Source organism: Streptomyces purpurascens (genome assembly GCF_045040895.1).
Classification (GTDB): Bacteria; Actinomycetota; Actinomycetes; order Streptomycetales; family Streptomycetaceae; genus Streptomyces; species Streptomyces purpurascens.
Genome location: NZ_CP108341.1, coordinates 7,841,899 through 7,860,817 on the forward strand (window position 1 = coordinate 7,841,899; position 18,919 = coordinate 7,860,817).

Here is an 18,919-nt window from a genome sequence, read left to right on the forward strand (position 1 = left end):
GGTGTTACGCCTTCTTCGCGGACTCGACGGCGTGGCCGCCGAACTGGTTGCGCAGCGCCGCGATCATCTTCATCTGCGGGGAGTCGTCCTGACGGGAGGCGAACCGGGAGAAGAGGGAGGCGGTGATCGCGGGCAGCGGTACGGAGTTGTCGAGCGCGGCCTCCACGGTCCAGCGTCCCTCACCGGAGTCCTGGGCATAGCCCCGGAGCTCCTCCAGGTGCTCGTCGTCGTCCAGGGCGTCCACCGCCAGGTCCAGCAGCCAGGAGCGGATGACGGTGCCCTGCTGCCAGGAGCGGAACACCTCGCGGACGTTGTCCACGGAGTCCACGGCCTCCAGCAGCTCCCAGCCCTCGGCGTAGGCCTGCATCATCGCGTACTCGATGCCGTTGTGGACCATCTTCGCGAAGTGCCCGGCGCCGACCTTGCCCGCGTGGACGAAGCCGTACGGGCCCTCCGGCTTGAGCGCCTCGAAGATCGGCAGCAGCGGGTCGACGTACTCCTTCTCGCCGCCGACCATCAGGGCGTAGCCGTTCTTCAGGCCCCACACGCCGCCGGAGACGCCCGCGTCGACGAAGCCGATGCCGCGCTTGCTCAGCTCCTCGGCGTGCTTCTCGTCGTCCGTCCAGCGGGAGTTGCCGCCGTCGACCACGGTGTCGTACGGCTTGAGGAGGCCCCCCAGCTGGTCGATGACGTGCTGGGTGGGCTCGCCGGCCGGGACCATGACCCAGACCGTGCGGGGCGCGTCCAGCTGGTTGACGAGGTCGGCCAGGCTGCTGGCGTCGGACTTCTCGGGGTTGGTGTCGTAGCCGATGACGGTGTGGCCGGCGTTGCGCAGGCGTTCGCGCATGTTGCCGCCCATCTTGCCGAGACCCACAAGACCGATCTGCATGTCAGTTCACTTCCCGAAGTGTGCGGTAGGCGGCCACCAGCGCGGCCGTGGACGGGTCGAGACCGGGGACGTCAGCGCCCTCGGTCAGGGCGGGCTCGACGCGCTTGGCGAGGACCTTGCCGAGCTCGACGCCCCACTGGTCGAAGGAGTCGATGTTCCAGACCGCGCCCTGCACGAACACCTTGTGCTCGTAGAGGGCGACCAGCTGGCCGAGGACCGACGGGGTCAGTTCCGTGGCCAGGATCGTCGTGGTCGGGTGGTTGCCCCGGAAGGTGCGGTGCGGCACCTGCTCCTCGGGCACGCCCTCCGCCCGCACCTCCTCGGCGGTCTTGCCGAAGGCGAGCGCCTGCCCCTGCGCGAACAGATTGGCCATCAGCAGGTCGTGCTGCGCCTTCAGTTCGTCGCCCAGCTCGGCGACGGGCCGCGCGAAGCCGATCAGGTCGGCGGGGATGAGCTTGGTGCCCTGGTGGATCAACTGGTAGTAGGCGTGCTGCCCGTTGGTGCCGGGCGTGCCCCACACCACCGGCCCCGTCTGCCACTGGACGGGCCGGCCCTCGCGGTCGACCGACTTGCCGTTGGACTCCATGTCGAGCTGCTGGAGGTAGGCGGTGAACTTGGACAGGTAGTGGCTGTAGGGCAGGACGGCGTGCGACTGGGCGTCGAGGAAGTTGCCGTACCAGATGCCGAGCAGGCCCATCAGCAGCGGGGCGTTGGCCTCGGCGGGGGCGTTGCGGAAGTGCTCGTCGACGATGCGGAAGCCGTCGAGCATCTCGCGGAAGCGGTCCGGGCCGATGGCGATCATCAGCGACAGGCCGATCGCGGAGTCGTACGAGTAGCGGCCGCCGACCCAGTCCCAGAACTCGAACATGTTGTCGACGTCGATGCCGAACCCGGCGACCTTCTCGGAGTTCGTCGAGAGCGCCACGAAGTGCTTCGCGACCGCCTTCTCGTCGCCCCCGAGGCCCTGAAGCAGCCAGGACCGCGCCGAGGTCGCGTTCGTGATCGTCTCGATCGTGGTGAAGGTCTTGGACGCGACGATGAACAGCGTCTCCGCCGGGTCCAGGTCGCGCACGGCCTCGTGCAGGTCGGAGCCGTCCACGTTCGACACGAAGCGGAACGTCAGATCCCGCGCGGTGAACGGCCGCAGCGCCTCGTACGCCATCGCCGGGCCCAGGTCCGAGCCGCCGATGCCGATGTTGACGACGTTGCGGATGCGCTTGCCGGTGTGGCCGGTCCACTCGCCGGAGCGGACGCGGTCGGCGAAGCCGGCCATCTTGTCGAGCACGGCGTGCACGCCCGGGACGACGTTCTCGCCGTCGACCTCGATCACCGCGTCCCGCGGGGCGCGCAGCGCGGTGTGCAGCACGGCCCGGTCCTCGGTGACGTTGATCCGCTCGCCGCGGAACATCGCGTCGCGCAGCCCGAACACGTCGGTGGCGGCGGCCAGCTCCTGGAGCAGGGCCAGCGTCTCGTCGGTGACCAGGTGCTTGGAGTAGTCGATGCGCAGGTCGCCCACGCGCACGACGTAGCGCTCGGCGCGCCCCGGGTCCGCCGCGAACAGCTCACGCAGGTCGGGCTGCGGCAGGGTGTCCGTGCGGTGGTCCTCCAGGGCGGTCCACTCGGGCCGCCGGGTGAGCTCGGGGGAGCCGGAGGGGGAGTCAGACATGAGCGGGGGTCTCCTCGGTGGCCTCGCCGTTCAGGGCGATGGCGTACATCTCGTCGGCGTCGAGGCGCCTGAGCTCCTCGGCGATGAGTTCGGAGGTGGCACGGACCTTCAGTGCCAGGGTGCGGGAGGGCTGGCCCGGCAGGGTCAGCGTGGCCAGCGGGCCCTCGGGGCGGTCGATGACGATCTCGCCGTTCTCGGTGCCCAGGCGCACGGCCGTGACGACCGGCCCGGCGGTGACCACACGGTCGACCGAGACGTGCAGCCGCGCCTCCAGCCAGCGGGCCAGCAGCTCGGCGGCCGGGTTCTCGGCCTCGGCCTCCACGGCCGCCGAGGTGATCCGCGCCCGGGCCTGGTCCAGCGCCGCCGCCAGCATCGAACGCCAGGGCGTCAGCCGGGTCCAGGCGAGGTCGGTGTCACCGGGCGCGTAGGAGCGGACCCGGCTCTCCAGCATCTCCAGGGGATTCGCGACGGCGTACAGGTCGGTGATCCGCCGCTGGGCCAGTGCCCCGAGCGGGTCCTTCGAGGGCACCTCCGGGGCGTCCATCGGCCACCACACGACCACCGGCGCGTCCGGCAGCAGCAGCGGCAGCACCACCGAGTCGGCGTGGTCGGACACCTCGCCGTAGGTCCGCAGCACCACCGTCTCGCCGGTGCCCGCGTCGGCGCCCACCCGGACCTCGGCGTCCAGCCGGGACTGGGTGCGGTCGCGCGGGGTGCGGGCGTGCCGCTTGATGACGACCAGGGTGCGCGAGGGGTGCTCGTGCGAGGCCTCCTCGGCCGCCTTGATCGCGTCGTAGGCGTTCTCCTCGTCCGTGACGATCACCATCGTCAGGACCATGCCCACGGCGGGAGTGCCGATGGCACGGCGCCCCTGCACCAGCGCCTTGTTGATCTTGCTTGCCGTGGTGTCGGTCAGGTCGATCTTCATGGCCTGCGCCAGCTCCGTCCGTCTCGTGCGAGCATCTCGTCGGCTTCCGCGGGTCCCCAGCTGCCCGAGGCGTACTGCGCGGGCCTGCCGTGCGTGGCCCAGTACCGCTCGATCGGGTCGAGGATCTTCCAGGACTCTTCCACTTCCTGGTGACGGGGGAACAGATTGGCGTCGCCCAGGAGGACGTCAAGGATCAGCCGTTCGTACGCTTCCGGGCTCGATTCGGTGAACGACTCGCCGTAGGCGAAGTCCATCGTCACGTCCCGGATCTCCATCGACGTACCCGGCACCTTGGAGCCGAACCGGACCGTCATGCCCTCGTCCGGCTGGACGCGGATGACGATCGCGTTGGAGCCCAGCTCCTCGGTCGCGGTGGAGTCGAAGGGGGAGTGCGGGGCGCGCTGGAAGACGACCGCGATCTCCGTCACCCGGCGGCCGAGCCGCTTGCCGGTGCGCAAGTAGAACGGGACGCCCGCCCAGCGGCGGTTGTCCACCTGGAGCCTGATCGCGGCATACGTGTCGGTCTTCGACGAGGCATCGATGCCGTCCTCGTCCAGATAGCCGTGCACCTTCGCGCCGCCCTGCCAGGCCGCCCCGTACTGCCCGCGCACCGTGTTCAGACCCAGGTCCTCCGGCAGCTGCACGGCCCGGAGCACCTTCAGCTTCTCGGTGAGCAGCGACGCCGCGTCGAAGGCGGCCGGTTCCTCCATCGCGGTGAGCGCCATCAGCTGGAGCAGGTGGTTCTGGATGACGTCACGGGCGGCGCCGATGCCGTCGTAGTACCCCGCGCGGCCGCCGATGCCGATGTCCTCGGCCATGGTGATCTGTACATGGTCGACGTACGACCGGTTCCAGATCGGTTCGAACATCTGGTTGGCGAAACGCAGCGCCAGGATGTTCTGGACGGTCTCCTTGCCGAGGTAGTGGTCGATCCGGAAGACCTGCTCCGGGTCGAACACGTCGTGCACGATCGTGTTGAGCTCCTCGGCCGACTTCAGGTCGTGCCCGAACGGCTTTTCGATGACCGCGCGGCGCCAGGAGCCCTCCGGCGCGTTCGCCAGCCCGTGCTTCTTCAGCTGCCGGACGACCTTCGGGAAGAACTTCGGCGGCACCGAGAGGTAGAAGGCGTAGTTGCCGCTGGTGCCCCGGGAGGCGTCCAGCTCCTCGACGGCGGAGCGCAGCTGCTTGAACGCCGTGTCGTCGTCGAAGTCGCCCGGGATGAACCGCATGCCCTCGGCGAGCTGCTGCCAGACCTCCTCGCGGAACGGGGTCCGGGCGTGCTCACGGACCGCGTCGTGCACCACCTGCGCGAAGTCCTGGTCCTCCCAGTCCCGGCGGGCGAAGCCCACCAGCGAGAAGCCCGGCGGCAGCAGACCGCGGTTGGCCAGGTCGTACACGGCCGGCATCAGCTTCTTGCGGGACAGGTCGCCGGTCACACCGAAGATGACGAGCCCGGACGGGCCCGCGATCCTGGGCAGCCGGCGGTCGCGCGCGTCGCGCAGGGGATTGACGAAGTCGGCCTCGGTGAACTCCGGGCGCGGGCCGGCCTCGGCCGTGCCGCTCACCCCGGTCTGCTCGACCCCGGCCGCCTCCTGGGCCGCCACGGCCTCCTTCTCCTCCTTGGTCCCCTTGGTCTCCTGTTCGGCCGTCTGGGGGATGCCCTCGCTCATTCCGCGTCAACTCCCTTGCTGTTCAAGGACTTGGTGACCGCGTCCAGCAGGTCCTGCCAGGCCACCTCGAACTTGGCCACGCCCTCGTTCTCCAGTTGCCGCACCACCTCGTCGTACCCGATGCCGAGCCGTTCGACGGCCGCCAGGTCGGCGCGGGCCTGGGCGTAACCGCCGGTGACCGTGTCGCCCTGGACGTCACCGTGGTCGGCGACGGCGTTCAGCGTGGCCTCCGGCATGGTGTTGACCGTGCCGGGGGCGACCAGTTCGTCCACGTACAGGGTGTCCTTGTATGCCGGGTCCTTCACACCGGTGGAGGCCCAAAGGGGGCGCTGCCGGTTCGCGCGGGCCCCGCCCAGCGCCTGCCAGCGCGCCCCGGCGAAGACCTGCTCGTACGCCTCGTAGGCGAGCCGTGCGTTGGCCAGGGCCGCCCTGCCCTTCAGGGCGAGAGCCTCGTCCGTGCCCAGCAGCGTCAGCCGCTTGTCGATCTCGGAGTCGACGCGGGAGACGAAGAAGGACGCGACCGAGTGGATGGCCGACAGGTCGAGACCGGCCGCCTGGGCCTTCTCCAGACCCGCGACATAGGCGTCCATCACCTCGCGGTAGCGCTCCAGCGAGAAGATCAGCGTCACGTTCACGCTGATGCCCGCGCCGATCACCTCGGTGATCGCCGGCAGGCCGGCCTTCGTCGCGGGGATCTTGATCATCACGTTGGGGCGGTCCACCAGCCAGGCCAGCTGCCGGGCCTCGGCGACGGTCGCCGTCGTGTCGTGGGCGAGGCGCGGGTCGACCTCGATGGAGACCCGGCCGTCCCGGCCGCCGGTCGCCTCGTACACCGGCCGCAGGACGTCGGCGGCGGCGCGGACGTCGGCGGTGGTCATCATCCGGACGGCCTCGTCGACGGTGACGCCCCGCACCGCCAGATCGGCGAGCTGCGCCTCGTAACCCTCGCCGGAGCCGATGGCGGCCTGGAAGATGGACGGGTTGGTGGTGACGCCGACGACGTTCCTCGTGGCGACGAGCTCGGCCAGGTTGCCGGACTCGATCCGCCGGCGCGACAGGTCGTCGAGCCAGATCGACACGCCCTCGTCGGACAGGCGCTTGAGTGCTCCCGCGCTCGCGGTCGCTTCGGTCACAGTGATCATCTTCTTTCGGGCGGTCGGATCAGCCACGGGCCGCGGCGAGGGACTCACGCGCGGCGGCGGCGACGTTCTCGGGCGTGAAGCCGAACTCGGCGAACAGGGTCTTGGCGTCGGCGGAGGCGCCGAAGTGCTCCAGGGAGACGATGCGTCCCGCGTCCCCCACGAACCGGTGCCACGTCAGGCCGATCCCGGCCTCGACCGCGACCCGGGCCTTCACGGACGGCGGCAGCACCCGCTCGCGGTACTCGCGCGGCTGCTCCTCGAACCACTCCACGGACGGCATCGACACCACCCGGGTGCCGACCCCCTCGGCCTCCAGGGCCTCGCGCGCGGCGACGGCCAGCTGCACCTCGGAGCCCGTGGCGACGATCACCACGTCCGGCACCTCGGTCGAGGAGTCCGCCAGGACGTAGCCGCCGCGCGCCGCGTCCGGGTTCGGCTCGTACGTCGGCACGCCCTGGCGGGTGAGCGCGAGGCCGTGCGGGGCCGGGTCGGTGGTGTGCCGCCTGAGGATCTCGGCCCAGACGGTCGCGGTCTCGTTGGCGTCGGCCGGCCGTACGACGTTCAGGCCCGGGATGGCCCGCAGCGCGGCCAGGTGCTCGACCGGCTGGTGGGTCGGGCCGTCCTCGCCCAGGCCGACCGAGTCGTGCGTCCACACGTACGTCACCGGCAGCTGCATCAGGGCCGACATCCGGACGGCGTTGCGCATGTAGTCGGAGAACACCAGGAAGGTGCCGCCGTAGACGCGGGTGTTGCCGTGCAGGGCGATGCCGTTCATCTCCGCGGCCATGGAGAACTCGCGGATGCCGAAGTGGATCGTCCGGCCGTACGGGTCGGCCTCCGGCAGCGGGTTGCCCCGGGGCAGGAAGGACGAGGTCTTGTCGATCGTGGTGTTGTTCGAACCGGCCAGGTCGGCCGAGCCGCCCCACAGCTCGGGGACGACCGCGCCGAGTGACTGGAGGACCTTGCCGGACGCGGCCCGGGTGGCGACCGCCTTGCCCGGCTCGAACACCGGCAAGGCGTCCTCCCAGCCCTCGGGCAGCTCGCCCTTGCTGACGCGGTCGAAGGTGACGGCGCGCTCCGGGTTGTCACCGCGCCAGGCGGCGATCCGCTTGTCCCAGGCGGTACGCGCCTCGGCGCCCCGGTCCAGGGCCCCGCGGGTGTGGGCCAGCACCTCGTCGGCGACCTCGAAGGTCCGTTCCGGGTCGAAGCCGAGGAGGCGCTTGGTGGCGGCGACCTCGTCCTCGCCGAGTGCCGAGCCGTGGGAGGCCTCGGTGTTGCGCGCGTTGGGGGCGGGCCAGGCGATGATCGTGCGCATCGCGATGATCGAGGGGCGCCCGGTCTCGGCCTGAGCCGCCCTCAGGGCCGCGTACAGCGCGCGTACGTCGACGTCGCCGTCCTCCTGCGGCTCGATCCGCTGCACATGCCAGCCGTAGGCCTCGTACCGCTTGAGCACGTCCTCGGAGAAGGCGGTCGCGGTGTCGCCCTCGATGGAGATGTGGTTGTCGTCGTAGAGGAAGACCAGGTTGCCGAGCTTCTGGTGGCCGGCCAGCGAGGAGGCCTCGGCGGAGACGCCCTCCTGGAGGTCGCCGTCGGAGACGATGGCCCAGACGGTGTGGTCGAACGGCGACTCGCCCTGCGGGGCGTCCGGGTCGAACAGGCCGCGCTCGTAACGGGCCGCCATCGCCATGCCGACCGCGTTCGCGACGCCCTGGGCGAGCGGGCCCGTGGTGGTCTCCACGCCCGCCGTGTGCCCGTACTCGGGGTGCCCGGGCGTCTTCGAACCGTGCGTGCGGAACGCCTTCAGGTCGTCCAGCTCCAGCTCGTAGCCCGCGAGGTACAGCTGCGTGTACAGCGTCAGCGAGGTGTGGCCGGGGGACAGGACGAAGCGGTCACGGCCGGCCCACTCCGGGTCGGCGGGGTCGTGCCGCATCACCTTCTGAAAGATCGTGTAGGCGGCCGGCGCGAGGCTCATCGCGGTGCCGGGGTGGCCGTTGCCGACCCGCTGGACGGCGTCCGCCGCCAGAACACGGGCGGTGTCGACGGCACGCCGGTCGAGTTCGGTCCATTCGAAGCGGTCCGCTGTCTGCGTGCTCATCTTCAAGAAGTCCTCGATAGGAGCGAAGTGGCTGGTCTGACGTGTTCAAAATTAAAAGTCTGACTTTTTCGACGGAAGGTCGCCGTGTGCCAGGGTGTGGTGAAAGTGGGACACCCAGAGGCAGCGCGGGGCGCGAACGGGGCGGTACGAGACAGACATGGCGGACAGAACCATCCAAGGCGGCGACGGGATCAGAACGTTCCCCTTTCCGGTCGAGCTGAGCGTCGGCGGTGTCGGCATGCAGGTCGGCCCGATGGGCACGGGCCGCACCTGGCACGCCGACGCGCCGCTGGAGCGCGTGCACCGCATCGACTTCCATGTCGTGATGCTGTTCGCCGAGGGCCCGGTCCGGCACATGGTCGACTTCACCGAGCACGAGGCCGGGGCCGGGGACCTGCTGTGGATCCGCCCGGGGCAGGTCCACCGCTTCTCGCGGACGAGCGAGTACCGCGGAACGGTGCTCACCATGCAGCCGGGCTTCCTGCCCCGCGCGACCGTGGAGGCCACCGGCCTGTACCGCTACGACCTGCCGCCGCTGCTGCGTCCCGACGCGGCCGAGCTGGCCGGTCTGCGCGCCGCGCTCGAACAGCTGCGGCGCGAGTACGAGGACACGGCCACGCTGCCGCTCAGCCTCCACACCGCCGTCCTGCGCCACTCGCTGACGGCGTTTCTGCTGCGGCTCGCCCATCTGGCCGCGCAGTCGGCGGAGTCGGTACGACAGCGGTCGGACTCCACCTTCACGCTCTTCCGGGACGCCGTGGAGCGGGACTTCGCCACCAACCACAGTGTCAGCGCCTACGCCGACGCGCTCGGCTACTCCCGCCGCACCCTGGTCCGCGCGGTCCGCGCCGCCACCGGCGACACCCCCAAGGCCTTCATCGACAAGCGCGTGGTCCTCGAGGCCAAACGGCTCCTCGCCCACACCGACCTGCCGATCGGCCGGGTCGGCGCGGCGGTCGGCTTCCCCGACGCCGCGAACTTCTCCAAGTTCTTCCACCAGCACACGGACCAGACCCCGGCGGCGTTCCGGGCGGACCTGCGCTGAGGGCAGCGGAAAGGGGCCCCACGCGCGCGTGGAGCCCCCTGTCGAGCATCGTCAGCGCCCGAAGGTGAACCAGTTGACGTTGACGAAGTCCTGCGGCTGACCGCTGGTGAAGGTCAGATACACGTCGTGCGTGCCCGTCACGGAGCTGATGTTCGCCGGGATCGTCCGCCACGACTGCCAGCCCCCGGTGCTGCCCACCGCGAAACTCCCGACGGGCGCGCTGCCACGGCTGTCCAGCCGCACCTCGACCAGGCCGCTGACGCCGCCCGTCGCACCGCTCGCGACCCGGGCGCTGAACTGCCGGGCCGCCGAGGATCCGAAGTTGACGCCCTTGAAGTGCAGCCAGTCGCCGTTGGCCAGCGAGCCGACGTTCTGACCGCCGCCGGAGTCGGTCGTCGTCTCGGTGCTCACCCCGGACTGGCCGTCGTAGGACTCGGCCTGGATGGCGGAGTAGGCGTCGCGGTTGCCGGTCGGCGGGGGCGTGGTGCCGCCGCCGGACGACAGCACCTGGACGTAGTCGACGACCATCGCGTGGCCCGGCTGCGTCCCGGCGTCCGGGCCGCCGCCGAACGCGTCCGGGAAGCCGCCGCCCATCGCGACGTTCAGGATGACGAAGAAGCCGTGGTCGGTGGCGTTCCGCCAGGTCGTCGCGTCGACCTGGTTGGCGCGCACGGTGTGGAAGTTGGCGCCGTCGAGGTAGAAGCGGATCTCCTCGACGCTGGTCGAGCGGTCCCACTCCATCCGGTAGGTGTGGAAGCCGGCCTGGCAGCTGGTGCCCTGGCAGGTGGTCGAACTGCCGATACCGCTCGTCTCGTTGCAGGGGCCGCCCGGCGAGGTGCCGCAGTGCATGGTCGCGAACACCGTGTTCATGCCCTGGGTGTTCTCCATGATGTCCAGCTCGCCGACGGCCGGCCAGTTCCAGTAGTCGCCGCGGTAGGGGGCGCCCAGCATCCAGAACGCGGGCCAGTAGCCCTTCGCCGCGGCCCCGGTGACGTTCGGCACCTGGATGCGCGACTCGACGCGGAGTGTGCCGCCGGCCGGGGGCTGGAAGTCGGTGCGGTTGGTCTCGACGCGGCCGGAGGTCCAGTTCCCGGCGGCGTCCCGCCGGGGGGTGATGCGGAGGTTGCCGTTGCCGTCGAGCGAGACGTTGTCCGCGCTGCTCGTCATCGTCTCGATCTCGCCCGTGCCCCAGTTGGCCGGGCCGCCCGGGTAGCCCTTGCCCGTCGCGTACTGCCAGTTGGAGGTGTTGACGCCGCTGCCCGCGGCGCCGTTGAAGTCGTCCACGAACATCTGCGTCCAGCCCGACGGGGGCGGCGGGGCGGAGGCGTTCGCGGCCGGGGTGGCGGCGGTGGTGGCGGCCGCCGCGAGGCCGAGCGTGCTGACGACGGCGACGAACGCCCGCCGGAAGGGGCGGCGTCTGTGGGAGGTGCGGGAGGTATCGCTCATGGGGGGATGCCTCTCGAGTGGAGGGGTGAGAGCGCTCTCAAAGTGCCGCCAATGTGCTCCACGTCACCCAGGTCGTCAAGAGGTAAAGCCGGGAAATGTGCGGGCCGGTCGGTGAGTGCACAGCTTGAACGGGGGCTTCAGGTGAAAGCCGGATCGTAGAGGCCGTACCGCCGGCGCTCGGGGTCGAAGGTGAAGCCGAAGTAGTTCCTGTAGAAGGTGAAATGCCTACTGAAGTTGGGGTTGACGTGCATCAGCGGGCGTGGGCCCTGATCGGGTTCGGCATAGGTGCCGACCAGGGCGCCGAAGGTTCTGCGGCCGGAGGCGGCCGCGAGCGCGTGGCCGTAGGAGGCCACGATCTGGTTGCGGATGTACAGCTTCAGCTCGCCGAAGGTGATCTCCACCTTCCGGTGGTCGGGAACGGGGACGTTGAGGAACGCGTTGAGGTGAGCGAGGTTCGCCGGGGTGAAGTTCCGGAAGACCAGGACCTTGCCGTCGGGCAGGCCGGAGGACCGGTAGTCGGGGTGGTACTCCAGATGGTGCAGGATCTCGTTGGCGTCGTGGGTGAACGCGCAACCCCAGCTCCAGTTGATGCCGTCGGGGTGGTAGGCCGCCCGGAAGGCGGCGAGCTCCTCGGACCCCATGTTGGCCTCGTGGAAGTCCTTCGTGCGCGGGTCCCTGTCATCGGGGTCGCGGCGCATGCCCAGAGGTTCGGCCTCGAGCTGCCCCCTGGGGTTCAGCCTCTCCAACTGGCCGTCGTCGACGCTGTTGACCAGGACCGGGCCGTTGGCGTAGCCGTGGGAGAAGAAGCTGAGCTCCATCAGGGTGCCGGGAGCGCGGATTCCGATGTTCCGTACGGCCGCGTAGATGTCGGTCGCCGACATCACGCCGGGGTGGCCCTCGCCGAAGACACGGCCGTTGTAGTGGGCGCGGGTGACGGGCTCGAAGGAGCGGACCGCGGCCACCGACTCGGTCCGTGTGCCTCCCGGATAGGTGAACGTCCGGACGACGACCTCGCCCCTCTCCACGTCGAGGATCTGGAACACCAGGTCCTCCTTGGCCTTGTTGGCCGCCACATGCTGCCGGATCCGGTTCTCGCAGTAGGACCGGAACGGCAGTTGCTTGGGCGGTAGCTTGCAGCCCGCCACCAGAACGAAGTGCTTCATCGGCTCAGTCCTCGACCCATTCGCCCTCGGAGTTCTGCACCCAGCGGGGCAACCGGTCGTCCTCGCGGAGCCGCACCAGATTGGTGGGAATGCGCACCGTCCACGGGTCGCCCTGGGGGATCTCGTCGCCGGGCCGGTCGAGACGCTCGGCGATCTCGTCGGCGATCGGCAGGTAGAGGGGGCTGGAGACGGTGGGGAGAGGGCCGCCGTCCCACAGTTCGCCGAACTGCATGAAGTGGTCGATGGCGCCTTCGAAGCCGAGGCGGGCGGGGACCGTGACCCGGCAGTACCCGGCCTTGAGGAACTGGTTGAACAACGGGTCGGGGTCGTCATAGGCGAGGCGCTCGCCCCATTCGCTCTTGCGGCCCCAGAAATACGGGTACGCGACCCACGTCAGATGCTCCCACTCGAAGGCCTGCTCGAAGAAGCGGACGTAGGCGCCTTCGGCCGCGGCCTCGTCGATGTCGAACTGCGGGACCTCGCCGGGCTCGCCCTTCATGGCGTCGAAGAGGTCGAAGTGCTGCTTGGTCAGGATGCTGACGCAGCTCTTGCGCAGTTCGTGGGCGATCAGCTCCTGGTTGGCCAGCGGGTTGCGGCCCTCGATGGCGACGCCCGCCTGAAAGGTCAGAGCGGCGACCTTCTCCTCGTACTCCGCGAGCCTGGCCCGGTAGGCGGTGGTCAGCTTGGCGTGGGTCTCCGCCCGCCACTTCTCCATCGCGCGCTCGGTGCGCCGGCACTTGATCTCGATCGCGACGGCCACCTGGGAGAGGCGGAAGCTGTCGACGGCCACCGGGATCGAACTCTGCTCCTCGTCCAGCATGGTGATCCACACCCAATTGTCCTCCGGGCCGAACCGATGGGTCCGGCGGCCCACGGCGACGTCGAGGGAGTGGGCGCCCTCCCAGATGTTGCAGAGGTGGGCCACGGACGCCTGGAACGCCTGGTAGCCCTCGTCGAGGGTGACCTGGCCCGAGTGGTTGTAGTTGGTCTTGCTGTCCCCGCCGCCCGCCTTGAAGTCGAAGGACTTGGTCAGGTACATCTCGGGCGGCGGCGTGACATCCGTCGCCTGGTACACCTGCACCCAGTAGTGGTAGTTGGTCTCGTCGATCTTGTTGGCCTGGAGGGTGAACGCCGGTGGCTTGTCCACCAGGACTGCTCCGGCGTGGGCCGACTGGAGGGTGTGGATGAGGAACGCCGCGGGCTCCGGGATCATGAAGTCGAACATGGTGCGCAGCCCGTAGTTGTACATCTGCGCCCGGTAGACCTTGTTGACCCACTGGTAGACCCCGGAGATGTGGTCGATGCCGGGGCTGTTGTCGAGGGTGTGGGTGTTCTTCTCGGTGACCTCGGTGGTGATCCGCAGGGTGGTGCGCTGGAGCACCCGCTCGGAGATCTTGGAGGCGCTGCGCTGGGTGACGTCCTGCGAGAAGGTGGACGCCGACTTGGTCGCCTCCTCCTTCGACCGGGAGACGGAGCCCTCGGCGGAGGCCGAGAACTCCACCGTGGGGCCGTACTTGCCGGTGACGGTCAGTCCTGCCTTCAGCGCCGCGTCCTCCTTGATGACGGCACTGGCCTCCCTGGTCATCTCGAACCGGTCGGTCGACTCCAGCTCGCGTTCCTCCGAGGTGATCGTCTCCGTCTCGGTGACGGTGGTCTGCTCGGTCTCCTCGCGCCGGGTGTGCTCGCGCAGCTTGGTCTCGCCCTTGAGGACGTTCTCGATGTGGGCGACGTCGGCGCCCTCGTAGCCGGTCAGCTGCTGGCGGACCACGAGCAGGTCGGCGACGCCGGACGGCTTCACGCTGCCCCGCGTGGTGGGTATGGGGCCGGCCTCCAGGGGGATCTGCTCGATCGGGTCCAGGTCTCCGATGCTGATCGCGTTCCAGACGGACGGCACGGGTGTGGAGGTCATGACCAGCGTGTCCCCGAGCCGCCGCACGCTGCGCTTGACCGGCTTGCCGAACAGTCTCTCCAGCTCCGCCGCTGTCCGGTCGGCCTCGCTCTGGAGGAGGGCGACGACGCGGTCCAGGGGCTGGGCCGTGACGTCGATGCCGCGTGCCGTCAGCAGGGCCCGGGTGGCCTCCGACAACTGCTGCACCGCTGCCGGCTCGAGCCGGAAACCGAGGTCCTTCAGCAGGGCCGGGACGAACCCGGGGGTGCCGGCGAGGAGGTCGGGCCTGGCGCCGAAGACCTGCCCGGCGAGTTGGGCGGCTCCCGCCACGGCGGTGGGCTCCGGGGGGTTCGGAGCGGGTTCCTCGGCCGCCGCTTCCGGAGTGCCGCCACCGCCGGTCCCGCCGCCCGTGCCGCCGCCTGTGCCGGTGCCTCCGGCCAGGGCCCGCAGGTTGGCCTCCGAGAGGAGCTTGTGGAAGGTGATCTGGCGGGCCAGTTCGGCGGGCGGGGTGTACTCGGGCGGCGGCAGCACCTGCTCCGACCGGTTCTGCGGGGAGATGCTGAAGTGCTCACCGCCGAGTCCGGTGAGTTCATCGATGGCGGTGCGCAACTGCCTGAAGACGGTGAGCAGTCGCTCGGCGCGCTGCCGTCGCTCCCCGGCCGCCTCGGCCTCCTTCTCCCGCTGCCGGCGCTCGGCCTCGACGGTGGACAGCACGGGTTCGAGGCCCGTGGCCCCCGGCAGCCGCAGGGGACGCCTGCGGGCCCGTCGCAGTTCCCGAGGGGCGGCGGGGAAGGCGGTGTGCGTCACGAGGCGGGCGACGATCTCCAGGTGGCGCAGGCGGCGGACCAGTTCCTCCAAGGGCCTGGTGTGCTCGGCGGGCAGGTACTTGACGGCCAGCACGCTGTCCCGGAGCCGGGCCACCGCCTCCTTGTACGGCGCACCCTGCACCACATCGGCCGGGGCCGCGCCGAACGCGTCCCGGACGGCGGCGATCACCGTGTCCCGCAGCGAGGGCGGGGGAGGCGCGGCGGCTCCCGGGCGGGCGTCGGCAACAGCCCCCGCCAGAGCGGGCAGCCGGTCCAGCGCGGCCACGAACCTGGCCGTCTCCTTGGCCAGCGGAGCCTGCTCGGGCTTTCCGATGAACAGCGGGCCGGCGACGTACTCGCCGACCACGCGCCGCAGTTCGGCCCGTGGGTCCGCCGCGCCGGCCGCGGCGGTCAGCGCCCGCTGGAAGTCCGTCTGCTGAGCCAGTTCGATGCCGGTGTCGTCGGGTTCCGGTGCGATCGCGGGTCGCAGCAGGGCGAGGCGGAAGAGCGGCTCCATGGTGACCCCCCGTCGGGAGGGCGGGGCACTGGTCGCGTCCCGATTCCGCGCCTCCCTGTCACCCCACTATGCGGTCGTTCGCCGCTGACCGGACGGAAGTTCACTCTCACGAGTGCTCTGGCTGTCATCGCGGAGCGTTCCGCCCTGGGCTCGCTCCGGCTGCCACCCCAGGGCCCGTGAGATCCCCCGCGCCGCCACCCGTACCGCGGGGGCCAGCACGGGCACCTGGGCGTCGGCATGCGGCACCACGATGGACACGGCGGCGGTCACCGTGCCGTCCGCCGCCCGCACCGGGGCGGCCACCGACAGGGCGTCGTCCGTGATCTGACGGTCGCTCACCGCGACACCGGTGCGGCGTACTTCGGCCAGCTCCCGCCGCAGCCGCGCCGGCTCGGTGATCGTGTACGGCGTGAAGGACTCGAGTTCGCCCGCGCAGTACTCCTGCTGGAACCGCGGGTCGCCGTGGGCCAGCAGGGCGAGCCCGACGCCGGTGGCGTGCAGCGGCCAGCGGGCGCCGACGCGTATGTGCACGCCGACCGCCGACCGGCCCGAGAGCCACTCGATGTAGACGACGTCGGACCCGTCCCGCACGGCCAGTTGCACGTTCTCGTGCGTCGCCTCGTACAGGTCCTCCAGATACGGCAGCGCGATCTGCCGCAGGGCGAGGCCGCGCGGTGCCAGCGCGGCGAGCTCCCACAGCCGGAGCCCGACGTGGTAGACGCCGGACTCGTCCCGCTCCAGGGCGCCCCACTCGGTGAGCGCGCCCACCAGCCGGTGGGTGGTGGTCAGGGTCAGCCCGGCCCGCCGGCTGATGTCCGTCAGGCACAGCGCCGGGTGCTCGTGGTCGAAGGCCGCGAGCACGGACAGCAGCCGGTCGGGCGCGGTGGGGCCGGTCATGGCCGGTTGTCTCCCGGGTGGGCGAGGTCGTGGGGGCGGGGGTAGGCGGTCGGGCGGTAGGGAACGTAGCGGGCCGCGGTCGTCGGGTCCTCCTGCCCCGCGCGGGAGTTGAGCGTGCCGGGCGTCACGTCCCAGCGGCCCGTGTCCAGGCGGTCTTCCAGGGTGTCCAGGGCGGCCAGCGTCTCGCCGGTGGTGAAGGTGCAGTGGCCGGGGCCGTCGACGTACGCCTGGCGCAGCAGCCCCGCCGAGCCGCCGGCCGTGGCCGCCCGCCGATAGGCGCTCTCGGCCTGCACCGGGATCAGCGCGTCACCCGTTGTGTGGATGTTCAGCTGGGGGTCGGTGAGCCGGCCGGAGAGCACGCTGGTGTTCCGCATCCACCCCACGGCCGAGGGGTCGGCGGAGATCCGGGGCGCCCGGGCCAGGGCCGAGAGGTCGGTACGCAGGGACAGACCCGCCTCCTTGTAGAGCTCGGTCACCTCTTTGTACAGCGGGGACCGGGCGAGCAGGGCGGTGTAGTCGACGCCGGTGTTCCAGGACGGGTTGCCGCCCGCCCGGCTCTCGGCCTCCTGCCGCCAGCTGAAGGCGGGCCTCTGGATGAGCCCTCGGACGGCGGCCAACTGGTTGGACTGCTGGGTCCCCCAGTCGGTGGGGCCCGGCTTCGGCTGCGAGGCGTCGTTGTAGCCGGGGATGTTGTGCAGGGCGGCGGCGAGGCCGATGCGGGCCCGGCCCTCGGGGGTCTGCTGGGCGGCGTCGACCTTCGTGGTGAGGCTCTTCGCGGCGGCGACCGCCTCGGCCTGGTCCGTGAACCCGGCGAGCCGGATGCCGGAGTCCGGGGCGAGCAGTGTGCGCAGCGCGAACACCGGGTCCAGGGTGCTGTTCCAGTTGGCGACGCCGCCCTGCACCAGCCCGCACATCGACAGCGAGCCGTCGAAGCGGTCGGCGTGCCGCTCGGCGAGCATGGTGGTGACGAAGCCGCCGTACGAGGTGCCCCAGGCGAGTGTCCGCCGGGCCGGTCCGAACTTCTCGGTGAACAGGTCCAGCGTGGCGAGCTGGTCGGGCACCGCTTCGGTGACCGCCCAGCCGTTCGTCGCGTACGAGGAGCCGATCAGGGCGTAGCCCTCGGCCAGCAGCTTGTCCAGGGCGGCCGTGCTCGGCGTGTTCTGGGCCCGCTTGGGGGATCCGGCCGGGGCGTAGCCGTGGCTGTACAGCAGCACCGTGCCGTTCCAGGACGCGGGTACGTCCATCACGTAGACCGCGCCGGAGGAGAGCTCGCCCTCCAGGTGGGCGTCGGTGGCGTCGGCCGCCTGCGCGGGCAGGGCGGTGGCCACGGACAGGCAGGTGGTCAGGAGAGCGAGGCGGATCCTCAACGCGGGGTTCCTTCCAGAGTGGGGGTGGCGGCGGGGGAGTCCAGGGCGTCGGTGTGCGTCTCGCGCAGCCGCCACACGGTCACGGCGGTGATCGCCGCGCCGGCGCACAGCAGCAGCGAGACGGGCGTGCTGCCACCCCCGTACGAGGCGAGGAGGCTGCCGGCGATCAGCGGGGAGAAGCCGGCGCCGACCAGGGTGGCCGCCTGGTAGCCGAGGGAGGCGCCGGTGTAGCGGACGCGGGTGCCGAACATCTCGGTGAGCAGCGCGCCGAGCGGCCCGTACATCGTGGACTGGGCGACACCGTGACCGAGGGCGAGCGCGAGGATGAGCAGGCCGGGGGAGCCCGAGTCGACCAGGGCCAGCACGGGGAAGGCGAGCGCGGCCGAGGCGATGGCGCCGGCGAGCACGACGGGGCGGCGGCCGACCCGGTCCGACAGCACGGACGCGGCGGGGAGGACGGCGAGGGCCACGCAGGAGGCGACGGTCACCGCGGTCAGCACCTGCGGCCGGGTGTACCCCTCGTCGACGGCGTAGGAGATCATGAAGCTCGTCAGCAGCGACTGCGTGGTGAACGCGCCGATGCCGACGCAGGCGGCGAGCAGCACGGGCTTCGGGCGGCGCAGCAGCTCCACGATCGGCGGCTTGTCCACCGGCTCCCGCTTGGCCTGCGCGAACAGCGGGCTCTCGGCGACCTTGAGGCGCACGAACAGCCCGACGGCCAGCAGCACGATGCTGAGCAGGAACGGCACCCGCCAGCCCCAGGAGCGGAAGTCGTCGTCGGGCAGGCCGGCGACGAGGGTGACCACACCGGCCGACAGCACGGAGCCGAGCGGTGCGCCGAGCTGGGTGAAGCTGGACCACAGACCGCGCCGGGAGCCCTGCGTCTGCTCGGCGTGCTCGACGACCATCAGCATGGCGCCGCCCCATTCGCCGCCGATCGCGATGCCCTGCACGACGCGCAGGGCGACGAGCAGGACGGGGGCCCAGACGCCGATCGCGTCGTAGGTGGGCAGCAGGCCGATGAGGAAGCTGCCCAGGCCCATCAGGACCATGGTCAGCAGCATCATCGACTTGCGTCCGATCCGGTCGCCGAAGTGGCCGAAGACGATGCCGCCGAGCGGGCGGGCGAGATAGCCCGCGGCGAAGGTCCCGAAGGCCGCGATGGTGCCGACGGCCGGGTCGGCCTGGGGGAAGAACAGGTCGCCGAAGACGAGCGCGGCGACCGTGCCGTAGACGAGGAAGTCGTAGAACTCGACGGTCGTGCCGAGCAGGCCGGAGATGGCCACGCGGCGCAACTGCCGTGAATCCGGGGCGGGTTGAGCGGCTGAGGGGGATGGCTGCACGGGGAGCTCCCTGGGGACGGGTCTCGGATAGCCCGTGAAGTTATGCACCCATCGTGC

General features: G+C 70.9%; 13 protein-coding genes. 1 reads left to right on the forward strand and 12 read right to left on the reverse strand.

The window, feature by feature from the left end; translation table 11 throughout:
* Positions 1 to 4: 4 nt before the first annotated feature.
* The 6 genes from gnd to tkt are packed head-to-tail and all read right to left on the reverse strand — an operon-like array spanning position 5 to position 8,390.
* On the reverse strand, positions 5 to 889 hold the full coding sequence (gene gnd / locus OHU35_RS35660) for a phosphogluconate dehydrogenase (NAD(+)-dependent, decarboxylating) (protein WP_359889415.1): 885 nt from the start codon (positions 887 to 889) through the stop codon (positions 5 to 7).
* Position 890: 1 nt separating this feature from the next.
* On the reverse strand, positions 891 to 2,555 hold the full coding sequence (pgi, locus tag OHU35_RS35665) for a glucose-6-phosphate isomerase (protein ID WP_405508247.1): 1,665 nt from the start codon (positions 2,553 to 2,555) through the stop codon (positions 891 to 893).
* A complete protein-coding gene (gene opcA / locus OHU35_RS35670) occupies positions 2,548 to 3,483 on the reverse strand; it encodes a glucose-6-phosphate dehydrogenase assembly protein OpcA (protein WP_189726113.1) in 936 nt (311 codons plus the stop codon). The genes pgi and opcA overlap by 8 nt, the downstream gene beginning before the upstream one ends.
* Positions 3,480 to 5,153 (reverse strand): glucose-6-phosphate dehydrogenase, encoded by a 1,674-nt coding sequence (gene zwf / locus OHU35_RS35675; RefSeq protein WP_189726112.1) that lies wholly within the window; start codon positions 5,151 to 5,153, stop codon positions 3,480 to 3,482. The genes opcA and zwf overlap by 4 nt, the downstream gene beginning before the upstream one ends.
* The gene (gene tal, locus OHU35_RS35680) at positions 5,150 to 6,295 is read right to left on the reverse strand and encodes a transaldolase (protein WP_189726111.1); all 1,146 of its coding nucleotides are present in this window, start codon (positions 6,293 to 6,295) and stop codon (positions 5,150 to 5,152) included. The genes zwf and tal overlap by 4 nt, the downstream gene beginning before the upstream one ends.
* Before the next feature lie 19 nt (positions 6,296 to 6,314).
* Complete coding sequence (tkt, locus tag OHU35_RS35685) at positions 6,315 to 8,390, reverse strand: transketolase (protein WP_405508249.1); 2,076 nt, start codon at positions 8,388 to 8,390, stop codon at positions 6,315 to 6,317.
* 157 nt (positions 8,391 to 8,547) lie between these two features.
* On the opposite strand from tkt, the gene OHU35_RS35690 reads away from it, so the two are divergent.
* Entirely contained in the window at positions 8,548 to 9,435 is an 888-nt protein-coding gene (locus OHU35_RS35690; RefSeq protein ID WP_189726109.1) for an AraC family transcriptional regulator, read from the forward strand.
* A 51-nt stretch (positions 9,436 to 9,486) separates the two neighbouring features.
* Here OHU35_RS35690 and OHU35_RS35695 read toward each other — a convergent pair whose 3' ends face one another.
* The 6 genes from OHU35_RS35695 to OHU35_RS35720 form a co-directional block, all read right to left on the reverse strand.
* Positions 9,487 to 10,881, reverse strand: coding sequence for a glycoside hydrolase family 16 protein (locus tag OHU35_RS35695; RefSeq protein WP_405508250.1), 1,395 nt, complete (start codon positions 10,879 to 10,881; stop codon positions 9,487 to 9,489).
* Between the two features lie 137 nt (positions 10,882 to 11,018).
* On the reverse strand, positions 11,019 to 12,044 hold the full coding sequence (locus OHU35_RS35700; RefSeq protein ID WP_405508252.1) for a hypothetical protein: 1,026 nt from the start codon (positions 12,042 to 12,044) through the stop codon (positions 11,019 to 11,021).
* A 4-nt stretch (positions 12,045 to 12,048) separates the two neighbouring features.
* Entirely contained in the window at positions 12,049 to 15,255 is a 3,207-nt protein-coding gene (locus OHU35_RS35705; RefSeq protein WP_189726106.1) for a hypothetical protein, read from the reverse strand.
* A gap of 66 nt (positions 15,256 to 15,321) precedes the next feature.
* A complete protein-coding gene (locus tag OHU35_RS35710) occupies positions 15,322 to 16,152 on the reverse strand; it encodes an IclR family transcriptional regulator (RefSeq protein WP_405508253.1) in 831 nt (276 codons plus the stop codon).
* Positions 16,149 to 17,519, reverse strand: coding sequence for an alpha/beta hydrolase family protein (locus tag OHU35_RS35715; RefSeq protein ID WP_405508255.1), 1,371 nt, complete (start codon positions 17,517 to 17,519; stop codon positions 16,149 to 16,151). The genes OHU35_RS35710 and OHU35_RS35715 overlap by 4 nt, the downstream gene beginning before the upstream one ends.
* Complete coding sequence (locus tag OHU35_RS35720) at positions 17,516 to 18,805, reverse strand: MFS transporter (protein WP_405508256.1); 1,290 nt, start codon at positions 18,803 to 18,805, stop codon at positions 17,516 to 17,518. Before OHU35_RS35720 ends, OHU35_RS35715 begins: the two co-directional genes overlap by 4 nt.
* Positions 18,806 to 18,919 lie beyond the last annotated feature (114 nt).

Bases quoted from the DNA above. Each gene is read 5' to 3' on its own strand.
- OHU35_RS35690 (WP_189726109.1), top strand. From the start codon at position 8,548: ATGGCGGACAGAACCATCCAAGGCGGCGACGGGATCAGAACGTTCCCC.
- gnd (WP_359889415.1), bottom strand. From the start codon at position 889: ATGCAGATCGGTCTTGTGGGTCTCGGCAAGATGGGCGGCAACATGCGC.
- OHU35_RS35695 (WP_405508250.1), bottom strand. From the start codon at position 10,881: ATGAGCGATACCTCCCGCACCTCCCACAGACGCCGCCCCTTCCGGCGG.
- pgi (WP_405508247.1), bottom strand. From the start codon at position 2,555: ATGTCTGACTCCCCCTCCGGCTCCCCCGAGCTCACCCGGCGGCCCGAG.
- OHU35_RS35710 (WP_405508253.1), bottom strand. From the start codon at position 16,152: ATGACCGGCCCCACCGCGCCCGACCGGCTGCTGTCCGTGCTCGCGGCC.
- zwf (WP_189726112.1), bottom strand. From the start codon at position 5,153: ATGAGCGAGGGCATCCCCCAGACGGCCGAACAGGAGACCAAGGGGACC.
- tkt (WP_405508249.1), bottom strand. From the start codon at position 8,390: ATGAGCACGCAGACAGCGGACCGCTTCGAATGGACCGAACTCGACCGG.
- OHU35_RS35700 (WP_405508252.1), bottom strand. From the start codon at position 12,044: ATGAAGCACTTCGTTCTGGTGGCGGGCTGCAAGCTACCGCCCAAGCAA.
- opcA (WP_189726113.1), bottom strand. From the start codon at position 3,483: ATGAAGATCGACCTGACCGACACCACGGCAAGCAAGATCAACAAGGCG.
- tal (WP_189726111.1), bottom strand. From the start codon at position 6,295: ATGATCACTGTGACCGAAGCGACCGCGAGCGCGGGAGCACTCAAGCGC.
- OHU35_RS35705 (WP_189726106.1), bottom strand. From the start codon at position 15,255: ATGGAGCCGCTCTTCCGCCTCGCCCTGCTGCGACCCGCGATCGCACCG.